The sequence below is a fragment of the Nocardioides daejeonensis genome (assembly GCF_003194585.1).
Lineage (GTDB): Bacteria > Actinomycetota > Actinomycetes > Propionibacteriales > Nocardioidaceae > Nocardioides > Nocardioides daejeonensis.
In genome coordinates this window covers 74299-100882 of record NZ_QHKZ01000011.1, presented here as the reverse complement: position 1 = coordinate 100882, position 26584 = coordinate 74299, and the positions used below count along the sequence as shown (strand labels likewise).

The window sequence follows — 26584 nt, the reverse complement described above, 5'->3', positions numbered from 1 at the left end:
GATCTGACCACGAATCTGTTAGGGACGATCCTGGTTGACTGCTCCCTCAGCGGACCATCCGCCGGTGGTTCAAGAGGCTGTGATGGCGGGTACCCCACAGCTCTCGACGCTGTTCGACGGTTGTCTGGGGCACCCACCAACGGGGGACCTCGACCGTCCACGCCCGGTTGCCGGCGGCGGCGAACCGCGATCGGGCACGTGCCGCCCTGATCCGAGCAGCAAGACGTGCCGGGGTGTGCGAGTCTCCGGCCACCATGGCTACGTACTCGAGCCCGGCCGCCCGGAAGCGTGACTCGCGGTCGAGGTCCTCTCGACGTTGCTGCAGGTGCACTGCACCGTCGTACTCGCCGACCAGTCCCGCCTCCTCGTCGAGCAGGTCCGGGATGCCGATCAGATTTCCGGCGCGGTCGAAGACCGGTCGATTGCACAGGGGTCGAGGCAAGCCGGCAAGGTTCATCCACACCTCACGCATCCGGACTTCCTGGGGCGACCAGACGTTCTCATCGAGCCAGGCCAGTCTCTCCCGAGCCAGACCGACCCCGATGAAGCGTGGATGCTCATCGACATAGACCGCCAGCTCCTCACGACTCACCAAGTCGTTGTAGAAGGCCATCTCCGCGACGATGCACGCACGCAGCGGATCCTGCGCTGCCCTCATCTCGTTGAAGACCGAGCGCACCGGCGTCGTACAGACGAGTCCCTCGTAGCACGTGAACTCCCGGGATGCGATCCGCTCCTCTGTGACCACGGCACCCGGCGGTGTCCGCAGATGGAGTGCGCTGGCGACCGGGACGGGGCGCCGCGTGCGGCCGTCGGAGAGCATGCCGTGGAACCACGTGCCGCCGTACCAGCGCAGCGCGGCCCAGCCGGTGATGCCACCGTGCCGGATCGAGAGGCCGACCTCCACGATCTGCTGCTCGGGCTCCAGCTGAGCAGGACGGTCCGGGACGAAGAGCCCCGGAGCCGACGCACGCCAGTTCGGCCCCCGTGCCTGGTTGGGGGTCGGTGCCTCCGGCCCGTCGCCGACACGCCGCGGAATCGACAGGCGCCCGACCCACCAGGGCCGCATCCCTCCCGCGATGCGGCTTGCCAACCGCTCGCCGTGCAGCCAGGGCGGCGGTGGGACCTGGGGCGGCCCCCATTCCTCGACGCCGGCAGTCGTGCTCACGCCATGGATGATCGCCCAGACTCACCCAGGTGCGTCGGAGTCATCCACAGGGAGGCGATCGTCCCTAACAGATTCGTGGTCAGAACGCCGATCGACCACGAATCTGTTAGGGACGATCCGTTATGGGCGGCCAGCGAGAGGTCAGGGGAGGACTTCGAGGGCCATGTGGCAGAGCCAGTAGGCGGCGGCGGCGACGAGGCCGGCGGCGGGGAAGGTGAGGACCCAGGCGGTGACGATGGACTTGGCGACACCCCAGCGGACGGCGGAGAAGCGCTTGGTGGCGCCGGCACCCATGACCGCAGAGGTGATCGTGTGCGTCGTGGAGATCGGGGCGTGGAAGGCGAACGCCGTCGTGTAGAGCACGGAGGCGGCGACGGCCTCCGAGGCGAAGCCACGAGCCGGGTCAAGATGGATGATCCGGCGGCCCAGCGTGCGCATGATCCGCCATCCTCCGGAGTAGGTACCGGCCGAGATGGCAGCAGCCGCGGCGAGGATCACCCAGAAGGGCAGGTCGTCGCTGGCCTGGTAGAAGCCACCGGCAACGAGTGCCAGGAAGATGACGCCCATCGTCTTCTGGGCGTCCTGGAGGCCGTGCCCGAGCGCCATGCCGGCTGCGGAGACCGTCTGCAGGATGCGGAAGCCGCGCTGTGCCTTGTGGGGATTGGCACGCCGGAAGATCCACATGATCGCGAGCATCAGCAGGAAGGCTGCGGCGAAGCCGAAGAGCGGGCTGAAGACCATCGGGATGACGACCTTCTCGATGATGACGTCCCACTTGACCGTCACCCCGGCCGCGACGGCGGAGCCGACCAGACCACCGATCAGAGCGTGCGAGGAGGACGACGGCAGCCCGTAGTACCAGGTGATCAGGTTCCAGGCGATGGCGCCGAGAAGGCCCGCCATCACGATGACGAGGCCGTGCGTGCCCGCTCCCGGCGTGATCACCGATCCGACGGTGTTGGCGACCTCCTGGCCGAGGAAGGCGCCGATGAAGTTCATCACCGCCGCCATCGCCAGCGCGACCCGCGGGGTCAGCGCCCGGGTGGAGACGGAGGTCGCGATCGCATTGGCCGCGTCATGGAATCCGTTGGTGTAGTCGAAGACGAGAGCGACGACGACGACCGCGATGACAATCGCGAGTTCCACGGACTCAGGACTCCTTGACCGCGATCTGCTCGACGATGTTGGCCACCGTCTCGAAGGCATCGATGCCGCCCTCGAGGGCCTCGACGACGTCCTTGAGCTTCATCACCTCCAGGGCCTCGTACTTGCCGCTGAAGAGGTTGGCCAGGATTCGGCGATACGACTTGTCGCCCGCGTTCTCGAGGCGGTTGATCTCGATCCAGTACTCGTCGAGGTCCTTCATCGCCTGGAGCCTGGGCATCGCGGCCGCGGTGAGCTCCGCGCAGCGTTGCAGGACCTCGACCTGCGCGGAGAGCTCCGCAGGCAGGTGCTCGATCTCGTAGAGCAGGATCAGGTCGACGGCCTCGTCCATCTCGTCCATGACGTCGTCGAGGCCGGAGGCGAGGTCGTAGATGTCCTCGCGGTCGAACGGAGTCACGAAGGTGCTGTTGACCCGGCGCACGATGGCGTGTGTCGTCTCGTCGGCCTCGTGCTCGGCGTCGCGCATCCGCGCGGCCACCTCTTCGCGGTTGGCTCCGTCGGCCATCATCTCGGCCAACAGCCCCGCACCCGTGACCAGATGTTGAGCGGATTCGGCGAAGAGGTCGTAGAAGGAAGCGTCTACCGGGCGAAACCGAAAAGCCACGTTGAACTCCTGGTGAGGAGAATGAGAACGTCCACATGCTAGGGGCAAGGACGCGCTCGATGGCAACCGCCACCGTCTCCGGGGCCTCGGGTCAGGCGGACGCGCGGTAGGTCAGGTGACCAGCACCACCCCGCAACGGTACGCCGACACCTGCCTTCGCGAGCCCGATCCGGCCCGCGAACAACGCGATTTCAGGCCTCCGGGGAGGGCTCGTCGGAGTCGTCGGAGTCGTCAGCATCGGGCGCCTGGGGCACGACGCCGAGGATGGCGTCGATCTCCTCCTGGCTGAGCGGTCCATCGGACTCGCTCGCCGCGACGATGAGGTTGGCCGTGATCTCGACCTCGAGGAGGAGTTCGCCGTCCTCCAAGGTGACATCGAACTGGTCCTGCACGATGTCACCTCCCTCTCCCTGTGGACATGCGTCAGCGCCCGTCGAACCATCATCCCCCCGCTGGCGCCGGAACAAACCGGTCACCGCACAACTTGACCCAGAAATGACACGAAGACCCCAGTCCACTCGGGACTGGGGCCTTCGTCGAGTCAGGCCTGCAGGCCGTCCTCAGGCATCGATCGACGTAGGTCGATCAGAGCGGGCGAACGTTCTCCGCCTGCGGGCCCTTGGGGCCCTGCGTGACGTCGAACTCGACCTTCTGGTTCTCGTCCAGGGACTTGTAGCCCTGCGACTGGATCGCCGAGTAGTGAACGAAGACGTCGTCGCCGCCGTCCTCCTGCGCAATGAAGCCGAAACCCTTCTCGGCGTTGAACCACTTAACGGTGCCCTGAGCCATGTGCTCGTTACTCCTTAATCGGGGCGAGAGGTCGTCACTTCAACGACCCCACAACGGGTGCGGTGACACGTCGCTCCGACTGGTGAGACACCCGAAGAAACGCCGTTGGATCACAAACTCCCCGGCGTCAGCCTTGCTGGAACTTGCTCCCGTTGCACGCGTGAGCCTACCAACTCTGGGCCACTAAGGAAGAGGGGAAGCACGTGAACTCTGATCGAACTCGTGATCACGCCCTCTCGACGCTCCGCTGTGACGGCTGCCGCCCGACCGAAGCGGACCGTGGCCGGCGCCTCGGATACGCTGGCGCCACGCCGCCGCGGGGCTCCCGCGCGGCGCCATGGGGCCTCGGCCCCTGGGCCCTTAGCTCAATTGGCAGAGCTCCGGACTTTTAATCCGTTGGTTGTGGGTTCGAGTCCCACAGGGCCTACCGATCGAGGGGTCGTTTTGGGGTTCGGCCCCATAACGCCGGGGAAGTTGCGTAGTTTGCAGGGCATGGGAGCCAACGAGGAGAGCGGGGCCACCGAGCAGCCACAGTTGGGCCTGCTCGACCAGTGGCTCGCCCACCACAGCGACGGTGACGAGAAGCCAGTCCCCGAGCCACGTCGTACGCCGGCCCTCGCCGACGAGTCGGCGGTCGGCGAGCAGCCGACTCCCAGCATCGCGCAGACCGAGGTCGCCTCGGCCAAGGACCGCCTCGCCGCAGCGCGCCGGGAGAAGGAGCGTCGCGAGGCCCAGGGGCTGCCGACGACCCCGCCGGTGGCCTCCCCGGCCGTTCCCACGCCCACCCCGGATGGAGGCCCGGAGCCGGATCCGGTGCTGATGGCCAAGCTCGCCGCCCTCCGAGCCGAGCCTCCGGTCGGCGGCGTCAAGGACCGACTCGCCGCCAAGCGGGCCGAGCACGCCGAGACGCAACGCGACGTGGGCGCGGAGATCCTCGGAGCGCTGGGCGCGACGCCTCCTGAACCCGAGCCGGTAGCGTCCGGTTCCGAGGCTGATCCTCACGAGCCCGGGTCCGGGGACGTGCCCGTCGAGACGTCGCAGCCCGCCGTCGCCGACGCACTCTCCGCCCCCATCGACCCGTTGGACGCGCTGCGCCGCGATACTGCGGAGCCGCCCGCCAGCCAGGCAGTCGACCCCGCCCCCGAGCGTACGCCGCCGCCCAGTGACCCCTCGCCCGGACTTCCGGACGCCGACGCCCGCCGCGAGCGACTGGCGCGCATGGTGCAGCGCCGGCAGCAGGCTGCGACCGACATCTCGCCCGCAGCCGGGGCCACCTCTACGCGGAGCGCCGCGGAGGCGAGCCTCGCGCCCGAGGTGGCGCCCGCGGCCCAAGCGGCGCCTGGGGGCGTCGGCGCGCCGGAGGCCCCGGCCGCCCTCGTTGGGGCCGCGGCCGAGACGTCCCCAGCAGAATCGACTCCCTCCGAGCGCCGCAACAACGGGAAGCACAAGGCCGACATCCCGGTGCCACCCCCGACCGAGGACGTCGACGGATCGATGGATCCGGCGCTGCAGGGAGCGCTCCGAGCGGTCGAAGCGGCAGAGGCCGCTGCGGCAGCCGACACGGGTCGCGGCAAGAGTCGGTGGAAGAAGCGGCCGTCCGAGCGCCCGCAGACCGCTCCGGAGCCGGAGCCGGCCCGCGAGGAGGCGCGACCAGCCTTCCCACCGGCCCCTGAGCCCACGCCCATCACCGAGACCGACGAAGCCATCGCCCTCGACCCGGCGGTCGCGGCGGCACTGGAGGCCGGGCTCTCCTCCCAGCGGAAGACCGAGCGCCCCCGCAGCAAGGGAGCCCCCAAGCCGGCGACGGCGACACCGCCAGCAGAGGCGACTGCGGACGACCTCCTGACTCTCGTCACGCGCTCTGCAGACGAGGCGCGCGCCCGCCGGGAGGCCGCGCAGGCCGCCGTGGAGCAGGAGGCCGCACCCGACGCAGACGAGAGCGCCACCAGCACGATCGACGGCACGGCAGGCGCGAGCGATGCCGAGGAGACCGCTGCGGACGACGCAGCGACGGCCAGCCCCGCCACCGTCGACTCCGAGGAGGCGGACCCCGAGGAGGACGCCGCCGTACAGGACGGATCCACGGAGGAGACAGCGAGCCCGACGGCGCAGGCGGAGGCGGATCTCCCGCCCCTGCCACCGGTCGTCGAGCCGCTGGTCGCTGCCGAGGCGGCGATCGCCGAGACGACGACCCCGAAGACAGCGCGGTCGCGGCCGGCGAACCCGGCGCAGGCCACCACGACGGTCGCCGCGTCGCCGAAACCCGCCAACCCCGTGGCTCCGGCAGCACGGGAGCAGAAGCGTGCCGAGGAGCGGCGTGAGCCGCTGCCCGTGGCCCGCAAGGACGACCTCGGCCTCCGCGTTGCCGGTCGACCCGAGGCGGGAGCACCGACCTCCCCGAAGGCGCCTCCCGGCGTCGTACGGTTCTCGCCGCGGCGGTCCACCCGCAAGCTGTTGGGCATGCTGCTGCTGCTCAGCGCCGCCGGCGCGGTCGGCACGGGGCTGCTCGCCAACGACACGCGCGGCACCACTGAGATCGCGATCGCCGGCACCCTCGGCCTGATGACCCTGATCCTGTGGAGCGCCTTCTCCACGGCCGAGCCGGCCAAGCTCAGCATCGACCGCGGAGTCCTGGACATCTCCTCCAAGGAGAGCCGCCACCGCTTCGACCTGGCCAGCCCCTACACCGAGGTGACGGTCAAGGGAGTCCCCGGAAAGCGGAGCTGGCAGGTGCAGATCCATCGCCGGAGCATGAAGCCCTTCGTGATCGACTCCTCGATGGTCGATCCGGAGGAGTTCCAGCCGGTGCTGGAGTACTACCGCGAGCTGGCCGAGGAGCAGGCGGAGGAGACCGAGCGCCGGCGCGGGCGGTGACCAGCATCACCGGGATGCCGCCACCAGGCGCGCCGGCGAGCACCTACAGTGCGAATCATGTTCGACGAGCGCATCGATGACCTGACCTCCGACGAGCTCGAGCGCGAGCGCAAGGTCGCCGGGGGCCTCGCTGAAGCCACCCGCGGGCTGGTCGACGCGGTGATCCGCTCGACCGTCGCGGACGAGGAGATGATGGCGGTCACCGCGGAGGTCGAGGCGCTCACCGCCCGTCTGCGCGCCAGCCAGATCCCCGGCTCCTTCGGGGTCAGCCACACCGCCGACGGCACCGTGCGCGGTCACGGGAACGCCGTCGTCGGTCTCCGCAACGCCGTCGCCCCGCCCGTCCACGTGAAGCACAGCCCGGAGGGCCGCGCGTGGGCCGACATCCACCTCGGAGCGGCGTACGAAGGCCCGCCGGGGCTCGTGCACGGTGGGGTCAGCGCCTTGATCCTCGACCAGCTCGCCGGCGAGGCCGCGGCTGCAGGCGGCTCCCCCGGCATGACCGGCACACTCACCCTCCGCTACCGCCGGGGTACGCCGTTGGGCGACCTCCGCGTGGAGGCGTGGATCTCGCGCACCGAGGGCTACAAGACCTTCGTGAGCGGAGCGATCTCCGACGCGGAGGGCGTGACGGTCGAGGCTGAAGGCATCTTCATCCTCCCGCGCTGGGCGCGGGAGGGCGCGACCCCCGAACGCTTCGAGTAACCGCGGCAGGGCTCCGAGGAGTCAGACCCGGGTCGGCTGACCCGGAACGCCGCGGGCACCCTCGTCGGTGAGCCGCGACTCCTCGGCGGCGACCGCTTCGAGCTCGGCGCGACGTTCGGCATCGCGCTCGGCGATGAGTGCGTCCATCTCGCCGGGTTCGCTGACCAGGTCGGTGGCGCCACCTTCGAGCCGCTCCAGCGCCATCCGCGCGAAGATCTGCTGCTCGGTGACGGTCCGCTCGGAGCGGTCGTTGCCGACGAAGGTGATCGCCCAGCTCAGCAACGCACCCACCCGGTTCTTGAAGCCGGTCAGGTAGATCAGGTGCACGACCAGCCACATCAGCCAGGCCAGCAGGCCGTTGAGCTTCAGGCTGCCCACGCTGGCGACCGCGCGGAACTTGCTGATGATCGCCATCGAGCCCTTGTCGAAGTACTTGAACGGGCCCTGCGGCGCGTGACCGCGGAGACGGTTGTCGATCTCCTTCGCGGCGAACTTGCCACCTTGGATGGCGACCTGGGCGACGCCCGGGAGGTGGTCCAGGTTGATCATGTCGCCGAGCACGAAGACCTCGGGGTGCCCCGGCAGCGTGAGGTCCGGGTTGACGGCGATGCGGCCGGCCCGGTCCAGGGGCGCACCGGTCTGCTCCGAGAGCGTCTTGCCCAGCGGGTTGGCCTGCACGCCCGCCGCCCAGATCTTGGCGACGGAGTCGATGCGCCGGACGGTGCCGTCCTTGTCCTTGACCTCCAGGCCACGCTCGTCGACGGCGGTGACCATCGCGCCGAGCTGCACCTCGACCCCGATCTTCTCCAGCTCGGCCTTCGCCTTGGCGCCGAGCTTGGCACCGAAGGGCGGCAGCACCTGGGGGGCGGCGTCCAGCAGGATCACCCGCGCCTTGCGGGTGTCGATCGCGCGGAAGTCTCGACGCAGCGTCTTGTGGGCGAGCTCGGCGATCTGACCGGCCATCTCGACGCCCGTCGGACCGGCACCGACGACGACGAAGGTGAGCAGATGCTCGGTGGGCTCGCCGCGCTGGGCGGCGTTCTCGGCCATCTCGAAGGCACCGAAGATACGGCCACGCAGCTCGAGCGCGTCGTCGATGCTCTTCATGCCGGGCGCGAACTCGGCGAACTGGTCGTTGCCGAAGTAGGACTGGCTGGCGCCGGCGGCAACCACGAGAGTGTCGTAGTCGGTCACCGTCTCGCGACCGAGCACGTGGTGGGTGACCGTACGCGCCTCGAGGTCGATGCCGGTGACGGTGCCGAGCAGCACCTGGGCGTTCTTCTGCTTCGCCAGCACCTCGCGGGTCGGCGGAGCGATCTCGCCCTGGGAGAGGATGCCGGTGGCGACCTGGTAGAGCAGGGGCTGGAAGAGGTGGTGGGTGGTCTTCGCGACCATGGTCACCTCGACGTCGGAGCGTCGCAGGGCCTTGGTGGTGAAGAGGCCACCGAAACCCGAGCCGATGACGACGACCTTGTGCTTGCCGGTAGTGCCGGTTGTCATTCCCTCGCGGGCCTTTCTGCTGCCAGTGGATCCGTGCACCAGTGTCCCACTCGGCGGGACGCCTGCCGAATCGGCACGGGGGTACGCCGCCACCCGCCCCGCTCACGGGCGCCCCGACTGCGACTCACATCACCCCTGGGTGCCCCCGGGCACGTCTCCGGTCGTTGTTCTCAGAAGGTAGTGGTTTCAACCGACGAGGGGTGGGTACGAGGTCGGTCGACCGGCACCGCTGAGCCGGTCGACGGGTGGAAGGCATGTGTCACTGAACGAGTCGACCATGACGCTGGAAGCCAGCCCGCAGTCCGCGAAGGACGCGCGACGCTGGGCCGCTGAGGCGTGCCTTCACCTGGGCCGGCCCGACCTGGTCGCCTCGGCCGAGCTCGCCATCTCCGAGCTGGTCACCAACGCCCTGCTGCACGCCGTGCCCCCGATCCGGCTGAGCGTGCACGGCACGCCTGCGCACCCCCGCTTCGAGGTCTCCGACGGCTCGGCTGCCCCACCGATCCCGCATCCTCGCGGCGGCGCCGACGACGACCTGCTCTCGACGATCGGCCGCGGACTCACGCTGGTGGCCATGAGCTCCACCGCCTGGGGCGCCTACATCCGCTCGGACGGCAAGACCGTGTGGTTCGAACCCTCCGCGGGCCTCATCGAGCACCCCACCTTCCTCGGCGAGGTCTACGAGGTCGAGCCGAGCACTCCGCGGGCCGCGGAGCGGGAGGCGGCGTTCGAGGTGTGGCTCCTCAACTTCCCCACCCGGCAGTACGCCGCGTGGGTGCGCCACTTCCGCGACCTGCAGCGCGAACTGCGCCTGCTGGCCCTGGCCCATGAGACGACGTACCCGATGGCGCGACAGCTCTCCGACCTGCTCAGCACCTTCTCCGAGCAGGTGGGGCACGCCGAGGGTTTCTCGGCGCTCGCCGTGGAGGTAGGCGCGCGCGACCGGATGGTGCGGCTACCTGCCGACGCGGCCCCGGTGCTGGAGCAGATGGCCGGTGTGCTCGACCTGGCCGATGCCTTCTGTCGCTCCGAGCGGATGCTCACGCCGGCTGCGACGCCCGAGGGGATCGACTTCCAGCGGTGGTTCTTCAGCGAGATGGTGGCGCAGGCGCACGGGGCGGAGCCGATCCCCTGGGAGCCCGGGCGGCCGGCGGCGCAACCTCGCTCCTGATCTCGCGACCATCTTCGGTGGTCCCGGGAGCCGCTGAACGTTCTCGCCTGCTGCGCCGGGGACGTCGACCAGCACCTCCCTAGGCCGTTGCCTAGTCGTAGCCCAGTTCGTGCAGCCGCTCGTCGTCGATGCCGAAATGGTGAGCGACCTCGTGCACCACGGTGATCCGCACCTGCTCCACCAGGTCCTCGACATCGTGGCAGAACTCCAGCAACGGCCTGCGGTAGATGAAGATCCGATCCGGCAGCTCCGCATGGTTGGCGCCTCGCTCCGTGAGCGCGACGCCGTCGTAGAGGCCGAGCAGGTCCGGCTCCTCCGGCGGCGGCTCGTCCTCGACGAGCACCACGACGTTGTGCACCCAGCGGGTCAGCTCCTCGGGGATCTCGTCGAGGGCTCGGTCGACCAGGGCCTCGAACTCCTCGCGCGTCACCTGCAGCACAGGACCGACGCTACCGGGCTGCTCGAACCGGGGAGCCGACCGGCCGCTCAGCCGGTCCGCGGCTGCGAGGTCCGCACGGCCAGCGCCGCCAGCGCGGTCGTCAACGGCACCGCCGCGATGAGGCCGATGGTGGCAACGGCACTGCGCACCACCTCCTGGGCGATCAGCTGCGTGGTCACGACGTCGCTCAAGGAGCTGTTGTTGGCGACGATGAGCACGAGGAGGGGGAGCGAGGAGCCGGCGTACGCCAGGACGATGGTGTTGACGACCGAGGCGATGTGGGAGCGGCCAACCCGGCTGGCGGCCCGATAGAGCTCCCTGAACCGATAGGCGGGGTTGGCATGGGCCAGCTCAGCGACGGTGGCCGACTGGGTGACGGTCACGTCGTCCAGCACACCGAGCGAGCCGATCACGATGCTCGCGATGAGCAGTCCCCTCATGTCGATCCCGTGCATCATGACGACGGCGGTCGCGACGTCGTCGGTCACGCCGCTCAGGTTCAGCAGCGCGACCGAGAGCAACGCCAGCACGCCGGTCAGCGCGAGGCTGGCCAGCGTGCCGAGAACGGCGACCGTCGTCGCGAGCGAGAGACCGTGGGTGAGGTACAGCACGACCAGGGTGATCGCTGCCGACGCGACGATCGCAACCAGCAAGGGCGACTCACCCGCGAGAAGCGCCGGCACCACGAAGAGGAGCAGGACGGCGAAGGTCACCACCAGGCCAGCCAGGGCGGTGAGGCCGCGCCACCTGCCGAAGACCAGGAGCACCAGGACGAACGCCGCACACAGGATCCAGAGCTCGGGGCCGCGCTGGTGGTCGGTGATCGAGTAGACCTCGCCGTCGGGACTGGCGCTGACGATCACCAGCACGTCGTCGCCGTCGTCGATGATCGGCGCTCCCGGCCCGTTGGGCATCGCCACTTCACGGACGCTGCCGCGATCAGGACCGCTCTCCAGCTCGATCGTCACCCGGCCACAGCCGTTGACGTCGTCCACCAGCTTCTCCGCGCAGGGCTCAGCATGGAGAGCCGTGATGCGCGCCTTGAACTCCTCCGAGGCTCCCTCCTCGGGCCGTGACACCCCGTCGGTCGGCCAGAGCCAGACCATCGAGATCAGCGTCAGCAGGGCGAGGGGCCCGACGATCCACAGCGCCACCCGAAGCATCGTGCGGGTCTCCGGTGCCGCGTGCCGGCCGTGGTGGTGCCCCATGAAGCCCTCGTCCCTCCTGCGTCATCGACGCCTCAGCGTGCCATGCGAGCGACGCCGACGAGCGACCGGAACCCCGTACCGCCGACGCCGTAGCATGGCTCGCATGCCGAATCAGACCGCACCACGGGCGTTCTCCGAGTCGGGTCGGCGCGACACCCGGCAGCGCCGAGCCCTGCGTGAGCATCTCGAGAACGGCGACTCCTTCCTGAGTGCGCAGCAGCTCCACGACGAGCTGCGGGCCGGTGGCGACAAGATCGGGCTCGCCACGATCTACCGCACGTTGCAGGCGATGCACGCCGCCGGTGAGATCGACGCCGTCCGGGTCAACGACAGCGAGACCCTGTATCGCAAGTGCGGTCCCCGACACCACCACCACCTGGTCTGCCGCGACTGCGGCCTGACCGTCGAGCTCGACGGGCCGAGCGTCGAGAAGTGGGCAGCCAAGGCGGCTGAGGAGAACCGCTTCACGCAGGTGGAGCACGTCGTGGAGCTGTTCGGCCTCTGCCCGAGCTGCTCCACGTCGAGCTGACCGGACGCCACGCACGGGCTGTGGCCGTGACGCCCCACCTGGGATGTCACGGCCACAGCTGTCTCGGCGCTCCGACCCCGCTCGGGGGCAGGAGCCTGTTCGTCAGCGGGTCACCTTGACCCTCGCCGTCTTGTTCGTGCCCGCCGCGACCCGGGCGTCACCCCGGTAGGTCACCTTGACCTTCTTCGTGCCGGCCCTGGTCTTCCTGCTCACCTTGATCGCGACCTTCGCCTTGCCTCGGGCATTGAGCGACACCCTCTTGGACCTTCCCGCGAGCTTGACGGTCACCGTGCCCGTCGGAGTGACGCCGCGCGCGGTCACGGCGATCCTGACGACCACCGCCTTGCCGGCCCGCACCTTCTTCTTGGCCTTGACCGTCACCTTCGACGCGACCTTCGGCGTCGGATCGCCCGCCTCGACGACGAGGGAGTGCGGGGCCGACGGCCCGTAGACGATCGAGCCGTCCTCGCCGACGACGGCGACGCTGAGTTCGGCGCCGTCGCGCTCGGCGTCCGCGCGGAAGACGTACGCCGCCGAATCGGCCCCGTCGATGGGCGTCGCGGTCTCCTCGCCGGCCGGCTTGACGAACCACTGGTAGGTGTCGAGGACCGACGCCGGGTTCACCTCCGCAGCCAGCCTCACCTCATCGCCAGCCCGGTGCTTCGACTCACCCACGACGGTGACCACCTGCAGCGGTGGCGCGCCGTGGTCGTCGACCTCGACGGTCACCGGCTCGGAGGCCGCGACGGTCTCTCCGCCCACCACGCGCTCCACCTTGATGCGGGCTCCATCAAGCGCCTGCTCCGCGGTGAGGGTGAGCGTGGCGCCCGTGACGCCGGTGATCGGGTGGAAGTCCGCCTGGTCAGTGCGGCGCATCGACCACCGGTAGTCGCCGGCGTCGTGACCGGGATGTGCCGTCAGGGTGATCGCACCACCGGAGTGGTAGTGCCCGGAGAGTCCGTCGATGTGAAGCGCCTCGGCCACGGGCGTGAGGACGAAGCCTCGAGGGCCGTCGGCCGTGCTGGCGCTCCCGACGATCTGTCCGGAGGCGTTGACGTCGGAAGCCGCCAGCAACGCGACTCCCTCCGGCAGGTCGACCACACGACTGTTCAGGTCGACCGCACCCTCCGCGTCCCAGCCGACCGCCGCACCGCCGAAGGAGGTGTTCCCGGCGAACTTCGAGGTGTAGCCCACGACGACGCCGTCGGCGACGCTCTTGGCGGATGCGTGGCTGTAGTCGGCCACCCCCGGGAGCTCCAGGAGGTACGGCGTACCCGACTCGTTCCACAGCACGGCCCGCTCGGACGACTCGAGCATCAGGCTGCCGACTGCCGAGCCGTCGGCGCGGACGCCCGACACGACCGGTGCGCTGCCGCCCTCCGGAGTGGCGAGCAGGCGCGGGCCTGCGGCGTCCCAGACAACACCGTGCAGCGTGTTCGCCGACGCTTCGGCCAGCTTCAGGGACGCGCGCCCGCCGATCACCTCCCCCTCAGCGATCGTCGTCGCCGAGTAGCTGTTCAGGGTGGCTCCCTCGACACCCGGCGCGGGCAGGGTCGTGGTGGCGTCGTCGCTCACCCGCACCGCCTTGCCGGAGGCGGTGCCGACGGCCACCCCGTCCTGGCTGATGTCGTTGAGGACACCGGTGCCTGCCTCGTTGAGTCCGACCGACTGCGGAGCGCCGGTGCCCGTCCAGCGGATCGGCACCGATGTGCCACCGGAGCTGAACGCCTCGCCCACGATCTGCAGGTCGTCGTTGAGGTCGAAGCCACGAGAGAACGAGGAGCCTTCGAAGTTGGCCAGCTCGTGGGCATGGAAGTGGTCGCCGTGAGCCTCCCAGAGCACCGTGCGCTGCGGCTGCGCGGCGCTGGTGGGACGGGTGATGCCGACGACGTCGCCCTCGTCGTTGATACCCAGAGCGTTCGCGCTCACCCCGTCGTTGGTCGGCGCCAGCAGCGTCAGCTCGTACTCGTCCGCGAGCTCGCCCAGCTCGGGCGCCGGCTCCGGCTCGGGAGTCGGCCCCTGCTCACCGAGGGTGAGCACCGGCGAGGGCCCATAGGCAAGCTCGCCGGTGGGCTTGAGGAGCGAGACCCGGTACTGGGTGCCCTGGCTCGCGGCCGTGGCGGTGAAGGAGAGCGTCTCGCCCTCGTCACCGGCCAGGACCTCCCAGTCCGCCGTGGAGTCGGCCCGGCTCTCCCAACGATGCTGGGTCAGGACCGTCGGGGCGTCGTCAGGGAGCACCCGAGCCAACGTCACCGTCTTGCCCTGCTCGACCGTCGCAGGCCCGGTGATCGACAGCCGTTGACGCGCTGCTGCTCCGTGGTCGTCGACGTCGATCGTCACCGGCGTCGAGCTGATGGGGTCACCAGCGGCGCGCGTGACGGTGGCCCGGACCTTGACGCCGTCGAGCGCCTGCTCCGCCTTCACCTGATGGAGGGCACCGGAGCTGCCGGGCGCGGGCGCCCAGGCGTCCGTCCCCGGCCACTGCCACTCCCAGGTCACGTCGTCGTCCGCGGTCAGCGCCGGCTCCGCAGCCAGGCTGAGGTTGATCGTGCCGCCCTGGTGGTAGTGGGCGGCGAGTCCCTCGATCCGGAGCATCTGCTCGGGGGCGCGGTCGCCGACGTGGACGTGATAGCTCGCGCTGGCGCCGGAGAGGGTGCTGCCGCCGGTCGTCGTCGCGCTCGGCGTCACGGTGAGCAGGTAGTCGCCCGGCTTGGTGAAGGCCCAGTTGGTGTGCACGTGCGCGTCGCGCGCGATCGGGATGACGTCGCGGGCGGGATCGACCGTGTCGACGTACATGTTCTGTACGCCGCCGAAGCTGCCGGTCTGCCACGTGAAGACGTTGCCCGGACCGTCGATCTCCACCTCGAGCTGCACGGGCTGGCCGGTCGCCGGCAGCTCCGTGCCACCGGGCAGCGTCTGGACAAGGCGCTCCGTCGACCAACCGGGCCAGGGCAGGCTCGGGTTCTGGGTCTGGGGCAGCTGGTAGACGGTGTCTCCGTCGACCTTGAGGAAGTCGAGTGCGGTCGGCACCTGCGACACGTCGACTGCGGCGGTGCTGCTGTCGACGACGACCGACACCTGGGCCGGATCACGGAGGACTGGGCCTGACGCATGGAGATAGGTGTCGTCCTTCACGCTCAGCCTCAGGCCGTTCGCGTCCTCGTCGTAGCTCACCTCGAAAAGGTCGAGATGGCCCTTGTCGAGCGCAAAGGTGCGGAGCGGCTCCGCCTGCGCGGGCGAGAGTGCCACGCCGGCGACGGTCAGGGAGAGACCGACCGCGAGAGCGGCCGGAACAGCGGTCATACGATGGCGGCGTCTTGCCTTCATACCTGATCTTCCTCGGGGTTTCGATCGTGTTGGTCTGGTCTGGGTCGAGGGCTCATGTCAGGCGTTGACGGCCTGCCGCAGCGCCGTCCCCGGCCTGAACGCGGCGGCGGTACCGGCCGGGATCTCGATCGGCTCGCCCGTCTGCGGGTTCCGGCCCGTGCGAGCGGCGCGGCCCCGGGTCTCGAAGGTGCCGAGCCCCGGGATGGCGACCCGCTCACCGGCCACGAGCGCTCCCGTGATGGCGCCGACCATCGCGTCGAGCGCGGCCGCGGCGACACCGCGCTCCAGGCCGGCCCCGGCGCTGACGGCCTCGATCAGCTCTCTCTTGTTCATGCTTGTCTCCTTCGTCGTCAGGGCTCAGCCCTGCCGCGCCTTGAGGCGCGGGTTCTGCTTGTTGATGACGTAGACGCGGCCGCGGCGGCGTACCACCTGGGCGCCCTGCTGCTCCTTCAGCGAGCGGATGGAGTTGCGGACCTTCATGACTTCCTCTCTCGTCGCCGGCGAGTCAGGCGACGCGGTCGATGGGGCCGAGCCAGGGCTCCAGTCCGTCCCAGGACTCGTTCCAGGCAGACCCGCGGCCGCGCAGCTCGTCGTCGGTGAGCAGGCAGCGCTCGAAGGCAGCCTTGATCGCTGCGGCGTCGGCGCGGCTGTCGTCCAGGCCGAGCACCACGATCCGGGTGAGTCGGTGCTGCCCCGGCCCCCAGCGACGACTGGAGCCGATGCCCGCCTGTCCCCCAGCGGCGTCCCAGGTGCAGACCGCATCGGGACGCGTGGGCAGCCAGAAGCATCCGCGCGAACGTCGAGGGCCACCGCCCAGGGTCGCCAGCTCGTCTTGGAAGCGGATCGGATGGAAGGGCCGCTCAGAGACGAGGTCGAGGCGCCAGACACCCTCCCCGGCGAGCGGCGGGAGCGCACCACGGCGCACCTCTGCCACCCATGCCTCCACCGCCTGATGCCGGTGCACTCCTCGCGCGAGAGGCGCGGCATCGAGGAGCGAGGGGTCCTCGACGATCGGGATGCCCGGCCGCGCCAGCGCTGCCACCAGACCGGTGTGCTCCGTCGGGGGCGGGTCGCTCAGGCACACCGCGTCGGCGTACTCGACCATCGAGCACGCGACTTCGGCCACGCCGCGCCGGTCCTCCTTCGAGGTCGCCAGTCCTCGCTCGTCGAGCAGGTCGTCGCCGAGCAGGTCGTCGGCGACGGTCGTGCCGTCCAGCGCCGCCACGACGGCGGCGATGCTCACGTGCGGCGCATCCCCAGGAGCCCAGGCCAGCACACGGCAGACCTGGACGGCCTCGGCCCCTATCGGCAGGCACGCGACGATGTGGGACCAGCGGCCCGATGCGGCCACTCTCTCCAGCGTGGGGATGATGTCCTCACGGATCGCGCAGCTCACACAGGCGTGCGCGAGGTCGATCTCCTGGTGCTCGATGACGCCGGTGACGTCGCTGACCCAACGGGTGAGCACCTGACGCTCGGCGTCGATCGCATGCCGCACCGAGACACACCCGTCCAGGCCCAGCTGCACGGAGCCGGCCGCGGCCAGCAGGGCGGCCTCCTGGACGCCGCTGACCAGGACGACCGGAAGTCGTCCGCCCGACCTGGGCACACGGGGCCGCGTCATCGCCGCACTCCCGTTGCCGGGGTCGTGCGGGTCACGGGCTGAGCAGTCGTGGATCCAGCGGTCGCGGAGCCGTAGCGACGGCGGAATGCCTCCACACGACCCTCGCTGTCGAGCACGCGTCCTCGCCCCGTCCAGAACGAGTGGCTGGCGCTGGACACGTCCACGTCGACGACGGGATAGCACCGGCCGTCCTCCCAGACCACCTGTGCATGACCGGGCGCGAGCCTCCCCACGATGGTCGACCGGGTGAGGAACAGCGCGCCCGCCGAGCGGTCGCGGAAGACGACCGGGCCGTACGCCGGGTGGGCGTCTTGCTGCATCGTGCCTCCTGGTGAGTTAATTGATAACGATTCTCATTCTATTCACACCTTCACCAGGTTTCGCAAGCCCGCCCTCGACTCGACCCCTCGGTTCCGACCGACCGCACGTGACCGCTAGTATCAATAATCATTCTCATTATCGCATTGGAGGAGGCGCGATGCTCTCGCTCCCCGCACGCTCCCGGCACCGCCTGGGGACCCTGCTGCGCTGCGCCGCGCTGGCGCTCCTGGTCACAGGAGTCGCGGGCTCGGGCGTCGGACCGTCGGCCGCGGCCGAACCGGCTCACGAGGAGTTCCCGCTCACCCTCGACCACGGGCACATCGACGCCTTCACCCTGCTGCAGGAGGCGGGTGAGCTCCGCGTGGCGCTTCAGGAGGACGTCACCGGACGCCACGTGCTGCACGAGCCGGGCGATGTGCTCCTGCGGGTCAAGGAAGGGGCCCGGATGACCCTGCCGTCACCCGTGCCCCCGTCCCTGGCATTCCTCGGCAAGGCCGGCGACAACGTCCACTTCCTGCCGCAGACCCAGGACCCCGACCTGATCTGGCCGGGCTGGTCGACCGAGCGGCTCAGCACCGCCGACTTCCGCGGTCCGATGCGCATCCACGTCGACGAGGTCGACGGCCCTGGGGACGTCTTCGTCTGGCAGACCGGCTCGTTCGGCGAGTCGCTGCCCGTCCTGGCCGATGGCGGGCACCAACTGCCCGGAACGATCGACGTCGACGTGAACGCCCACGTGCACGCCAACTGGGCCTTCACCGAGCCCGGCCGCTACACGCTCACGGTGCGCGCCGCGGGGACGCGTCGCACCGGGAGCGAGGCCACGAGCACGCCGGTCGACTACACCTTCGAGGTGGGCGACACCGATGCGGAGCCCTCCCCCGGTCCCGACCCGGAGCCGACGCCCGACCCGGATCCCGACCCGACACCTGATCCCGATCCGCAACCCGAGCCCGACCCGGAGCCCCGGGCCGTCTGGGACGTGCCCAACGGCACCGTCAACAAGCGAGGTGCGACTGTGCTCAACAAGGGTCACGTCGATGTGGCCTCCCTGCTCGACCGTGGCAGGCTGAGCACCCGGATCAAGGACACCACCCGCTCGTCGGCGGCCGTCTGGCGCAACCCGGCGAAGACGGTCCTGCAGTTGCTGCCGTCGTCGCGGACGACCGTGCCGAGCGGCGCGGCGTACTCCTTCCTCGGCTCGCCCGGCTCGTCGCTCTATCAAGTGACCCAGGTGCAGCAGTCCGGTCTGCTCTGGCCCGGCTGGTCCACGGAGTCGATCGCCGCGGACGCCACCACCGGTGGCGTGGCGTGGGCGCTCAGCGACGTCTCCGGCCCCGGCGACTTCGCGCTCTACGAGACCGACCCGTTCGGACAGCCGACCGTGCTGTTCAACACCCGTGACGGCATCAACGGCAAGGACCGCTTCACGATCCCGAAGCTCACCCACGCCCACGGCTCGTGGGCGTTCAGCAAGCAGGGCAACTACTGCCTGTCGATGCAGCGCGTCGCCGAGACCAGCACCGGCAGGACCGTCTCCGACCAGTTCGTGCTCGCGGTCGCCGTGGGCCGCGCCGACGTGATGAGGGTCGACCCGGCGGCTTGCGGGAAGGAGGTCGAGACGGACCCTCCTGTCACCGACCCACCGAAGGTCGACGACAACGGCACCGGCTCGGAGGGCACCGGTGACGAGGCCCCCTCGCACGACGTCCCCGCGACCGAGTGCACCACCGGCGCGACGATCCTCTCGGCCGGTCACGTCGACTACGCCTCCCGCATCATCGACGGCAGCCTGCAGTCGCAGGTCGGCGACGACACCTCGGGAGCCAAGGTCTATCGGGAGCCGAGCGAGACGATCCTGTGGCTCAAGCCCGCCTCGAAGGTGACGTTGCCCTCCGGCTACGGGCAGGTCGGCGCCTCCGGCTCGACGGTGTGGCAGGTCCCCCAGACCCAGGACCCCGCGCTGATCTGGCTGGGATGGAACACCGAGACCCTCAACGCCGGCAACGCCCGCGGCCCGATCACCTGGCGCCTGGACAAGGTCGAAGGCCCCGGCACCGTCAAGGTCTATCTGTCCGGGTCGTTCGGCGGCGTGCAGGCGATGGTGCTCGGTGGCGCCGGGTCGTCGTACTCCATCGATCTCGGCGTGCACGCCCATGCCAACTGGGCCTTCAGCGCGCAGGGCATCTACCGGCTCACCACCACGCAGACCGTCACCCTGGCGAACGGCCGGCGCTCCAGCGACACCGAGGTGCTGACCATCGCCGTCGGCGATCTCGACCCGGCCTCGGCAGCGGCCGGTGAGCACTGCGCACCCGGCAGCGCGGAGGCCGACGACGGGGACTCCGTCGCCGTGCCCCAGGCGGTGGCACCGCCGGTCGTCGCAACCGGCATCGCGCCTCTGGGCGCGACCGACGGCGTGGTGGCGAGCCGGGCCGGCGCCGGCGCCGAGGAGGACCCGGTGCCGCTCCTGCTGGGCACCCTCGGCGGCCTGCTCCTCCTCGGCTCCGGCGGCAGCGGGATGCTGTGGTGGCGCGGGACCCGACGGCAGGTGCGCGGATGAGTCGACCCCCGGCGCTCCTCGCCCTCCTCGCCCTCCTCCTGGCGGCATCGGCCGGATGCGCCACCAAACCCGTGCTCTCCGCCCACAGCGACCGTCTCCAGGTGATCACCACCACCGGCCTGCTGCGCGACCTGGTCGAGCAGGTCGGCGGCGACCGGGTCGACGTCGCCTCGCTGGTCCCCGACGGCGCCGACCCGCACTCCTACGAACCGACCCTGCGCGACGCCCGCAACGTCGTCTACGCCGACGTGGCCTTCTCCAACTACGCACTCCTGGAGGAGCGCAACGTCATCAAGACCCTCGACGCCAATCTCCAGCCCGAGGCGACCAGTGTGTCGCTGGCCGAGGAGTCGGTGAAGTACGCCGCGGAGCTCATCCCCCTGGTCGAGAACGTCAACCTCGACACCGTCTGGCTAGGACTGCGCGCGCACGGCGACGGCGACAGGTACGGCGCCACCCGCACCTCCGACGTCCTCGTCTCGGCGGTCGACGCCACCGGACCGGGCGACATCTACGCCTACCTGACCGGCTCACTCGGCGACACCGACGTCTACGTCGACTCCTCCGACGGGTTCGATGCCAGCGACGGCTATCGGCACGACACCATGGCACTGCCGGCCGACGCCCACACGCACCTCTCGTGGGCCTTCACCGAGCCCGGCGTGCACACGCTCACCCTCGCCGCCTCGGTGAAGGCCACCGACACCTCGCGGCCCGAGGCCGTCGACACGGCCACCTTCACCTTCGCCGTCGGGGTCAACCCGGCTCGGGCCGCGGAGGAGGCCGGCATCGAGGACCCCGTGATCCTCGACGAGGGGCACGCCGATCTCACCGCGAACCTCGAGACCGGCGAGCTGGAGGTCCGGTACGACGCCGAGGGCGGCGGTGAGCACAGCCAGGTCTCCTACCCCGCGGACCGGGTCGTCATCGACGTGCCTGCCAAGGCACTCGACGAGATCCCCGACGGGGACCAGTACCGCTTCCTCGGCCGCCCCGGCGACCGGGTGCACCAACTCCCCCAGGCGGTGTTGGGCAAGCACGTCCATGGCGAGATCGACCCACACCTGTGGCAGAACGTGCGCAACGCCATGTCCTACGTACAGCTCATCCGCGACACCCTGATCGCCGCCGATCCCGGGAGCGCGAACACCTATGTCGCCAACGCCGCGGCCTACCTCGACGAGCTCGAGCGGACCGATGACTACGTGCGCGAGACCATCGCCGCGATCCCGCAGGCCCATCGCTACCTGATCACCACCCACGACGCGTTCGGCTACCTCGCCCATGCCTACGACGTGCAGGTGGCCGGCTTCATCGTGCCGAACCCCGCCGTCGAGCCATCCCTGGCCGACCGGCGCAAGCTCGCGGAGACCATTCGGACGCTCGAGGTGCCGGCGGTCTTCCTCGAGCCCAACCTCCGCGCCCGGGCCTCGACGCTGACCGAGGTGGCCCGCGAGGCCGGCATCGACGTCTGCACGATCTACGGCGACACCTTCGACGCCGACGTCACCGACTACGTGCAGATGATGCGTTTCAACGCCGACTCGCTGCACGCCTGCCTGATCCCCTGACCCAGAGAATCCCTGAAGGAACCCCCATGTCGTTTCGTCCCCTGTCGTCACCCGTGGCGTGGCTGCTGGCCGCCGCCGCACTCGTGCTGGCCACACCGATGGCCGCCCTCGCCGACGAGGATCCCCACCTCGAACAGGAGCTCGGCGACCTGGAGGTCGTCCACGGCGAGCGCGTGCTCGATGCCGGTCACGTCGACATGGGCCCGAAGTACGTCGACGGCGCGTGGACGTTCCTGATCCATGACGATGTGGCCAAGGCCGACGCCGATGCGAAGAGCGTCTGGCGCTATCCCGACGAGACGGTCTTCCACGTGCTCGACGACGCCCGGCTCGAGGTGCCCGACGACGCGGCGTACTCCTTCATCGGAGCCGACCCGGGGGCGCCGGTCTGGGTCGTGCCGCAGACCCAGAACCCAGGAGTCGTCTGGCTCGGGTGGAACACCCAGGATCCGGAGGTGATGCGCACCATCGACCGTGGCGTCACCCTCTCCCTCACCGGCGTCCAGGGCCCCGGCGACGTGAGCGTCTATCTCCAGTCCGGCACGTTCGGCGAACCCCAGGTGCTGTGGGAGTCCGGCAAGGACGGCGCACAGCCGTTGTGGGTCGACGTCAACACCCACACTCATGCCAACTGGACCTTCACCGAGCCAGGCGTCTATCTGCTGCGCCTGCGCGCCGAGGCCGATCTGGTCGACGGCTCCCATGTCTCCGACAGCCAGATCATCCGACTGGCCGTCGGCTCCCGGACCTCGACCGACGAGGCCCTGAGCACCGCTTGGGAGGGGCCCGCCGAGTCAACCGGCGGCGAGGAGACTGCTGCCGGGGAGCCGGCCGCCGCCGAGGAGGAGAACAGCGTCCTGGTGCCGGTGCTGGTGGGCGCGATCGTCGTGGTCGCCGTCGCCCTCATCGTCGGCTTCGGCATCGGGCTGGTGCGCGGCAACCGCGCCCGCAAGCAGGTGCTGGCCGGACGCTCGGAGACACAGCGCGACGCCGACGCCTCCCCCGGCGACGCGGATGGCGAGGAGTCCCGGTGAGCGCCGCCGAGACCGAGCTCGTCGACGACCGCCGGTCCTCCGTGGCACGACGTACGCCGGCCCTGCGGGTCGAGGGCGTCCACGTCGACCTCGGCGGCCGACCGGTGCTCACCGGTGCCAGCCTCAGCGTGGAGAGCGGCGAGCTGGTCGGGCTCATCGGCCCCAACGGTGCCGGCAAGACCACCCTGCTGCGCACCGCGCTGGGCCTGCTGCGCCCTGCCTCCGGGCGGGTCGAGGTCGAGGGACGTCCGGCTCGTCCGGGCCGGGTCCCGGTCGGCTACGTGCCCCAGCGCCACGAGTTCGCCTGGGACTTCCCCACCTCCGTCGCGGGCACCGTGATGACCGGGCTGACCGGTCGGCTCGGCCTCTTCCGGCGCGCGAGGGTGGCGGACTGGGAGGCGGTGGCCGACGCGCTGGAACGGGTCCGGATGAGCGAGCTGGCCGAACGACCGGTCGGCCAGCTCTCCGGCGGTCAGCGCCAGCGGGTGCTGGTGGCGCGGGCGCTCGCGCTGCGCCCCACGGTGCTGCTGCTCGACGAGCCGTTCACCGGACTCGACATGCCCACCCAGGAGCTGCTCTCCGGTCTCTTCGCCGATCTGGCGCACGAAGGTCGGGCAGTGCTGATGACCACCCACGACATCCTGGCCGCCCTCGACGGCTGCGACCGGATCGCGCTGCTCAACCGCACCGTCGTGGCCGCCGGCACGCCCCTCCAACTGGCCGACGACCTCGACGTGTGGATGGACGCCTTCGGCGTCGGCCCCGACTCCGCCCTGCTGCGCATCCTGAAGGCCGCCTGACATGAACCCGATCGACTTCGTCACCGACCTGTTCAACCCCGACCTCGCCTTCCTGCCCAAGGCACTGGCGGTCGCCGTCATGTCCTCGCTGGTCTGCGGGGTGGTCGGCTGCTACGTGGTGCTGCGCGGGATGGCCTTCATCGGCGACGCCGTCGCGCACGCGGTCTTCCCCGGCCTGGCCGTCGCCTTCGTCGTCTCCGGCAACCTCGTGCTCGGCGGCACGGTCGCCGGCGTCCTCACCGCGATCCTGGTCGCGTTGTTCTCCCAGAACAGGCGCCTCAAGGAGGACTCCGTGATCGGGGTCTTCTTCGCCGCCTCCTTCGCCCTGGGCATCGTGGTCATCTCCCAGGCACCGGGCTACGCCGGCTCCCTGCAGCAGTTCCTCTTCGGCTCGATCGCCGGGATCCCCACCTCCGACCTGTACGTCGTGGGCATCACCGGTCTGGTGGTGCTGGCGGTGATGTTCGCGCTGCACAAGGAGTTCGTCACCATCAGCCTGGACCGGGAGTCGGCCCGGGCCCTCGGGGTGCCGGTCTTCTGGCTCGATCTCGTGCTCTACGTGCTCATCACGCTCGCGGTGGTGATCTCGGTGCAGACGATCGGCAACATCCTGGTGCTCGCCCTGCTCATCACGCCGGCAGCAACCGCGCGGCTGCTCACCGACCGCCTGGGCGTGATGATGGCGCTGGCACCGGTCATCGGCGGGCTCTCCGCCCTGGTGGGGGTCTACGTCTCCTGGTCGTGGGACCTGCCGACGGGCGGCACGATCGTGCTCACCCTCACGGCGGTCTTCCTCGCCGCCTGGTTCGGCTCTCCCCACCAAGGGCTCCTCGGCCGAGCGCTTGAACGACGTCGGCGCGTCTCGCCAGGGATCGTGGAGGTGAGTGCGTGAGTGAGTCTGCTTCCGGGCGCGGCCCGCGTCAGCCATGGCTGGCACCTGTCGCAGCCCTCGGCCTGCTCCTGCTCGGCACCATCGCGGTCACGGTGGCCGTCACCCTCCGGCTGAGCGATGCCTCCCTTCCGGCCCGCATGCCGTCCAGCAGCGCGCAGGCCCTAGCAACGCCGGCCCGCCCGACCGGCGCACTGCCGCCGAGTGGATCGGTCGGCGACCTGGTCGACCCCGCCTGGCTCGCGCGGACGGCGACGGCCGCGGAGATCGCCGAGCCCGCACTGGCTGCGTACGCAGGCGCCGCGATCGCCGCCGAGGCCGCGCACCCGGGTTGCGGTCTCGGGTGGAACACCCTGGCCGCCATCGGCCTGCTCGACTCCGAGCACGGCGGCGAGCGCGACGCCTCGGGCCCGATGCGGATCGAGCGCGAGGTCTGGGCGGCGCTGGCGACGGATGGCAGCGGCGACGGCGTACCGGACCCTCAGGACCTGGAGGACGCCGCCCTCACCGTGGCACTGCACCTGTGCGCGGCGGGCGGCGACCTCACCCAGGCAGACGGATGGAGCACGGGCGTGGCTGCGCACAACGCCGGGCTCGACTACACCGCCCGGGTCCGCGCGGCCGCCGATCGTTATGCCGCGGCAGCCGGCTCATGAGCAGCGGGCCCGCCGCGGCGCCGCGTCGTCCCCTCGTGAACCAGACCAGCGTCGTGGCCCTGGCCCTGCTCGGCACGATCCTCGGCCAGCGCTGGATCCAGCCCCTGACCGACAACGAGTCGCTGCGCGCCTGGTGCACGATGTTCGTCGCGCTGGTCGTGCAGGCTACGCCGTTCCTCCTCGGCGGTGTCCTGCTGTCGGCGGTGATCTCGCGGTTCCTCTCCGAGCGCCTGCTTCGCCGAGTGCTGCCGCGCAACCCAACCCTGGCCGTGCCGGTAGCAGGGATCGCCGGATTCGGGCTGCCGGGATGCGAGTGCGCGGCGGTGCCGGTCAGTGAGGGCCTGATGCGTCGCGGAGTGGCCCCTGCTGCGGCTCTGACCTTCCTGCTCGCCGCGCCGGCGGTCAACCCGGCCGTGATCGTCTCCACGGCCGTAGCGTTCCCGAACGACCACCTGATGGTCGTCGCCCGCGTCGTCGCCTCACTGACGACGGCGATCGCGGTGGGCTGGTGGTGTGTGGCTCGGGGCGACGCCCTGGGCATGGCGCGCCGGCCCGACGCACACCGTCATGGTGGCGGACTCGTCGCAGTTGCCCTGCACGACTTCCTGCACGCCGGCGGCTTCCTCGTCGTCGGCGCGATGGCAGCTGCCGCGGTGAACACGTTCGTGCCTCGCGCGTGGGTCGACAGCCTGGCGGGGCAGGCGCTCCTCGGAGTGCTGGCGCTCGCTCTGTTCGCCTTCGTCGCCGCCCTCTGCTCCGAGTCCGACGCCTTCGTGGCAGCCAGCCTGACCGCGTTCTCCGACACGGCGAAGCTGACGTTCCTGGTCGTCGGGCCGGCCATGGACATCAAGCTGGCGGCCATGGAGTCGGGCCAGTTCGGGTACCGGTTCGCCCGGCAGTTCGTGCCCGTGGTCTTGGTGGTCGCTGTGGCCTCCGCGGCGCTCGTCGGGAGGGTGCTGCTGTGACCTCTCCGACGCAGGGCCTGGTGGTCGCCGCGCTGGCCGCGCTTCTGGTCCGGATCTCGCTGACCGGCGAGTACCTGCGCTTCGTGCAACCGTGGATGCGCTGGCCGCTCCTGGCCACTGGCGCTCTCCTGGCGCTGATGGCGCTCAGACCGATGTTGGCGCGCGAGGACGCCCGGAGCCGGGTGCCGCGCTCCAGCTGGCTCATCCTCCTGCCCCTGGTGATCGTGTTCAGCGTGGCACCCCCTCCCCTGGGGGCCTACATCGCCGAGCGGCGCGCCGAGCAGGTCACCACGCCACCGCCGGCGCCTGCCCGGATCCCAGTAGCCGAGGGTGGCCGTCCGCTGGTCCTCTCGTTGGAGGAGTTCACCTGGGGGGTCGCACAGTCCGACGATGTGATGGGCCTCAAGGACCAGGTCGTGCGGCTGGAGGGCTTCGTGAGCAGTGACAAGGCGGGCGACTGGTACGTCACGGCGCTGGTGCTCTTCTGCTGTGCCGCCGACGTCGCTGTGGTGCGGGTCAGGGCAACCGGGGCCGAGGCTCCGCCGCGCGACCAGTGGGTACGCGTCGAGGGAGTCTGGGACGCGGGCAGCGGCACGAGCGCCTCCGTCCCCCCAACCCTCGAGGTCACGCGCGTAGCCGAGATCGACGCGCCGCGGAACCCCTACAGCTGAGACCGTCGTCTG

24 protein-coding genes, 1 tRNA gene and 1 pseudogene are annotated in these 26584 nt (G+C 70.4%); 13 read left to right on the top strand and 13 right to left on the bottom strand.

The window, feature by feature from the left end; translation table 11 throughout:
* Nucleotides 1-46: 46 nt before the first annotated feature.
* From DNK54_RS20520 to DNK54_RS20500, 5 genes are all read right to left on the bottom strand, one after another.
* The gene (locus DNK54_RS20520) at nucleotides 47-1168 is read right to left on the bottom strand and encodes a hypothetical protein (RefSeq protein WP_162602577.1); all 1122 of its coding nucleotides are present in this window, start codon (nucleotides 1166-1168) and stop codon (nucleotides 47-49) included.
* Between the two features lie 141 nt (nucleotides 1169-1309).
* Entirely contained in the window at nucleotides 1310-2314 is a 1005-nt protein-coding gene (locus DNK54_RS20515) for an inorganic phosphate transporter (RefSeq protein WP_110208875.1), read from the bottom strand.
* 4 nt (nucleotides 2315-2318) lie between these two features.
* Nucleotides 2319-2936, bottom strand: a complete 618-nt coding sequence (locus DNK54_RS20510; protein ID WP_110208874.1) for a DUF47 domain-containing protein — start codon at nucleotides 2934-2936, stop codon at nucleotides 2319-2321.
* Between the two features lie 191 nt (nucleotides 2937-3127).
* On the bottom strand, nucleotides 3128-3328 hold the full coding sequence (locus DNK54_RS20505) for a hypothetical protein (RefSeq protein WP_110208873.1): 201 nt from the start codon (nucleotides 3326-3328) through the stop codon (nucleotides 3128-3130).
* 193 nt (nucleotides 3329-3521) lie between these two features.
* Nucleotides 3522-3725, bottom strand: coding sequence for a cold-shock protein (locus DNK54_RS20500; RefSeq protein WP_028650227.1), 204 nt, complete (start codon nucleotides 3723-3725; stop codon nucleotides 3522-3524).
* Nucleotides 3726-4079: 354 nt separating this feature from the next.
* On the opposite strand from DNK54_RS20500, the gene DNK54_RS20495 reads away from it, so the two are divergent.
* The 3 genes from DNK54_RS20495 (at nucleotide 4080) to DNK54_RS20485 (ending at nucleotide 7304) form a co-directional block, all read left to right on the top strand.
* Nucleotides 4080-4152: transfer RNA gene (locus DNK54_RS20495), tRNA-Lys, on the top strand.
* Between the two features lie 65 nt (nucleotides 4153-4217).
* On the top strand, nucleotides 4218-6599 hold the full coding sequence (locus tag DNK54_RS20490) for a hypothetical protein (RefSeq protein ID WP_110208872.1): 2382 nt from the start codon (nucleotides 4218-4220) through the stop codon (nucleotides 6597-6599).
* A gap of 57 nt (nucleotides 6600-6656) precedes the next feature.
* On the top strand, nucleotides 6657-7304 hold the full coding sequence (locus tag DNK54_RS20485; RefSeq protein WP_110208871.1) for a PaaI family thioesterase: 648 nt from the start codon (nucleotides 6657-6659) through the stop codon (nucleotides 7302-7304).
* Nucleotides 7305-7325: 21 nt separating this feature from the next.
* Here the strand turns inward: DNK54_RS20485 and DNK54_RS20480 are convergent, their stop codons facing one another.
* The gene (locus DNK54_RS20480; protein ID WP_110208870.1) at nucleotides 7326-8804 is read right to left on the bottom strand and encodes an NAD(P)/FAD-dependent oxidoreductase; all 1479 of its coding nucleotides are present in this window, start codon (nucleotides 8802-8804) and stop codon (nucleotides 7326-7328) included.
* Between the two features lie 277 nt (nucleotides 8805-9081).
* On the opposite strand from DNK54_RS20480, the gene DNK54_RS20475 reads away from it, so the two are divergent.
* On the top strand, nucleotides 9082-9975 hold the full coding sequence (locus DNK54_RS20475) for an ATP-binding protein (RefSeq protein ID WP_110208896.1): 894 nt from the start codon (nucleotides 9082-9084) through the stop codon (nucleotides 9973-9975).
* A 91-nt stretch (nucleotides 9976-10066) separates the two neighbouring features.
* On the opposite strand, the gene DNK54_RS20470 is transcribed toward DNK54_RS20475, so the two are convergent.
* Together DNK54_RS20470 and DNK54_RS20465 are read right to left on the bottom strand one after the other, a co-directional pair.
* Nucleotides 10067-10414, bottom strand: a complete 348-nt coding sequence (locus DNK54_RS20470; RefSeq protein ID WP_204164732.1) for a metallopeptidase family protein — start codon at nucleotides 10412-10414, stop codon at nucleotides 10067-10069.
* Nucleotides 10415-10461: 47 nt separating this feature from the next.
* On the bottom strand, nucleotides 10462-11622 hold the full coding sequence (locus DNK54_RS20465; RefSeq protein ID WP_204164731.1) for a YibE/F family protein: 1161 nt from the start codon (nucleotides 11620-11622) through the stop codon (nucleotides 10462-10464).
* Between the two features lie 103 nt (nucleotides 11623-11725).
* On the opposite strand from DNK54_RS20465, the gene DNK54_RS20460 reads away from it, so the two are divergent.
* Complete coding sequence (locus DNK54_RS20460; protein WP_110208894.1) at nucleotides 11726-12151, top strand: Fur family transcriptional regulator; 426 nt, start codon at nucleotides 11726-11728, stop codon at nucleotides 12149-12151.
* Nucleotides 12152-12253: 102 nt separating this feature from the next.
* Here DNK54_RS20460 and DNK54_RS20455 read toward each other — a convergent pair whose 3' ends face one another.
* The 5 genes and pseudogenes from DNK54_RS20455 to DNK54_RS20435 all read right to left on the bottom strand — a co-directional run.
* Nucleotides 12254-15454, bottom strand: coding sequence for a choice-of-anchor M domain-containing protein (locus tag DNK54_RS20455; RefSeq protein ID WP_162602576.1), 3201 nt, complete (start codon nucleotides 15452-15454; stop codon nucleotides 12254-12256).
* Nucleotides 15455-15535: 81 nt separating this feature from the next.
* Complete coding sequence (locus DNK54_RS20450; protein ID WP_110208867.1) at nucleotides 15536-15811, bottom strand: HU family DNA-binding protein; 276 nt, start codon at nucleotides 15809-15811, stop codon at nucleotides 15536-15538.
* A gap of 24 nt (nucleotides 15812-15835) precedes the next feature.
* Nucleotides 15836-15958: a type B 50S ribosomal protein L36 gene (gene ykgO / locus DNK54_RS20445; protein WP_110208866.1), complete on the bottom strand. Its 123-nt coding sequence runs from the start codon at nucleotides 15956-15958 to the stop codon at nucleotides 15836-15838.
* Between the two features lie 25 nt (nucleotides 15959-15983).
* Nucleotides 15984-17102 carry a GTP-binding protein gene (locus DNK54_RS20440; RefSeq protein WP_110208865.1) on the bottom strand — a complete coding sequence of 373 codons (1119 nt, stop codon included), beginning with the start codon at nucleotides 17100-17102 and terminating at the stop codon, nucleotides 15984-15986.
* Between the two features lie 68 nt (nucleotides 17103-17170).
* Nucleotides 17171-17422: pseudogene (locus tag DNK54_RS20435) on the bottom strand (type B 50S ribosomal protein L31); the annotation flags it as partial.
* 158 nt (nucleotides 17423-17580) lie between these two features.
* Between DNK54_RS20435 and DNK54_RS20430 the strand changes: the two are divergent.
* The 8 genes from DNK54_RS20430 to DNK54_RS20395 are packed head-to-tail and all read left to right on the top strand — an operon-like array spanning nucleotide 17581 to nucleotide 26572.
* Nucleotides 17581-19986 carry a TIGR03773 family transporter-associated surface protein gene (locus DNK54_RS20430; RefSeq protein ID WP_110208863.1) on the top strand — a complete coding sequence of 802 codons (2406 nt, stop codon included), beginning with the start codon at nucleotides 17581-17583 and terminating at the stop codon, nucleotides 19984-19986.
* On the top strand, nucleotides 19983-21557 hold the full coding sequence (locus DNK54_RS20425) for an anchored repeat ABC transporter, substrate-binding protein (RefSeq protein ID WP_110208893.1): 1575 nt from the start codon (nucleotides 19983-19985) through the stop codon (nucleotides 21555-21557). Before DNK54_RS20430 ends, DNK54_RS20425 begins: the two co-directional genes overlap by 4 nt.
* A 26-nt stretch (nucleotides 21558-21583) precedes the next feature.
* Entirely contained in the window at nucleotides 21584-22591 is a 1008-nt protein-coding gene (locus DNK54_RS20420; protein WP_110208862.1) for a choice-of-anchor M domain-containing protein, read from the top strand.
* A 41-nt stretch (nucleotides 22592-22632) separates the two neighbouring features.
* Nucleotides 22633-23391, top strand: coding sequence for an anchored repeat-type ABC transporter ATP-binding subunit (locus tag DNK54_RS20415; RefSeq protein ID WP_110208892.1), 759 nt, complete (start codon nucleotides 22633-22635; stop codon nucleotides 23389-23391).
* Nucleotide 23392: 1 nt separating this feature from the next.
* Nucleotides 23393-24283: an anchored repeat-type ABC transporter permease subunit gene (locus DNK54_RS20410; protein WP_110208861.1), complete on the top strand. Its 891-nt coding sequence runs from the start codon at nucleotides 23393-23395 to the stop codon at nucleotides 24281-24283.
* Complete coding sequence (locus DNK54_RS20405) at nucleotides 24280-24936, top strand: lysozyme family protein (protein WP_110208860.1); 657 nt, start codon at nucleotides 24280-24282, stop codon at nucleotides 24934-24936. The genes DNK54_RS20410 and DNK54_RS20405 overlap by 4 nt, the downstream gene beginning before the upstream one ends.
* On the top strand, nucleotides 24933-25901 hold the full coding sequence (locus DNK54_RS20400) for a permease (protein ID WP_110208859.1): 969 nt from the start codon (nucleotides 24933-24935) through the stop codon (nucleotides 25899-25901). The genes DNK54_RS20405 and DNK54_RS20400 overlap by 4 nt, the downstream gene beginning before the upstream one ends.
* Nucleotides 25898-26572: a TIGR03943 family putative permease subunit gene (locus DNK54_RS20395; RefSeq protein ID WP_110208858.1), complete on the top strand. Its 675-nt coding sequence runs from the start codon at nucleotides 25898-25900 to the stop codon at nucleotides 26570-26572. Before DNK54_RS20400 ends, DNK54_RS20395 begins: the two co-directional genes overlap by 4 nt.
* Nucleotides 26573-26584: the final 12 nt, after the last annotated feature.

Bases quoted from the DNA above. Each gene is read 5' to 3' on its own strand.
- DNK54_RS20500 (WP_028650227.1), bottom strand. From the start codon at position 3,725: ATGGCTCAGGGCACCGTTAAGTGGTTCAACGCCGAGAAGGGTTTCGGC.
- DNK54_RS20490 (WP_110208872.1), top strand. From the start codon at position 4,218: ATGGGAGCCAACGAGGAGAGCGGGGCCACCGAGCAGCCACAGTTGGGC.
- DNK54_RS20485 (WP_110208871.1), top strand. From the start codon at position 6,657: ATGTTCGACGAGCGCATCGATGACCTGACCTCCGACGAGCTCGAGCGC.
- DNK54_RS20480 (WP_110208870.1), bottom strand. From the start codon at position 8,804: ATGACAACCGGCACTACCGGCAAGCACAAGGTCGTCGTCATCGGCTCG.
- DNK54_RS20475 (WP_110208896.1), top strand. From the start codon at position 9,082: ATGACGCTGGAAGCCAGCCCGCAGTCCGCGAAGGACGCGCGACGCTGG.
- DNK54_RS20465 (WP_204164731.1), bottom strand. From the start codon at position 11,622: ATGGGGCACCACCACGGCCGGCACGCGGCACCGGAGACCCGCACGATG.
- DNK54_RS20460 (WP_110208894.1), top strand. From the start codon at position 11,726: ATGCCGAATCAGACCGCACCACGGGCGTTCTCCGAGTCGGGTCGGCGC.
- DNK54_RS20455 (WP_162602576.1), bottom strand. From the start codon at position 15,454: ATGACCGCTGTTCCGGCCGCTCTCGCGGTCGGTCTCTCCCTGACCGTC.
- DNK54_RS20450 (WP_110208867.1), bottom strand. From the start codon at position 15,811: ATGAACAAGAGAGAGCTGATCGAGGCCGTCAGCGCCGGGGCCGGCCTG.
- ykgO (WP_110208866.1), bottom strand. From the start codon at position 15,958: ATGAAGGTCCGCAACTCCATCCGCTCGCTGAAGGAGCAGCAGGGCGCC.
- DNK54_RS20440 (WP_110208865.1), bottom strand. From the start codon at position 17,102: ATGACGCGGCCCCGTGTGCCCAGGTCGGGCGGACGACTTCCGGTCGTC.
- DNK54_RS20430 (WP_110208863.1), top strand. From the start codon at position 17,581: ATGCTCTCGCTCCCCGCACGCTCCCGGCACCGCCTGGGGACCCTGCTG.
- DNK54_RS20425 (WP_110208893.1), top strand. From the start codon at position 19,983: ATGAGTCGACCCCCGGCGCTCCTCGCCCTCCTCGCCCTCCTCCTGGCG.
- DNK54_RS20420 (WP_110208862.1), top strand. From the start codon at position 21,584: ATGTCGTTTCGTCCCCTGTCGTCACCCGTGGCGTGGCTGCTGGCCGCC.
- DNK54_RS20410 (WP_110208861.1), top strand. From the start codon at position 23,393: ATGAACCCGATCGACTTCGTCACCGACCTGTTCAACCCCGACCTCGCC.
- DNK54_RS20400 (WP_110208859.1), top strand. From the start codon at position 24,933: ATGAGCAGCGGGCCCGCCGCGGCGCCGCGTCGTCCCCTCGTGAACCAG.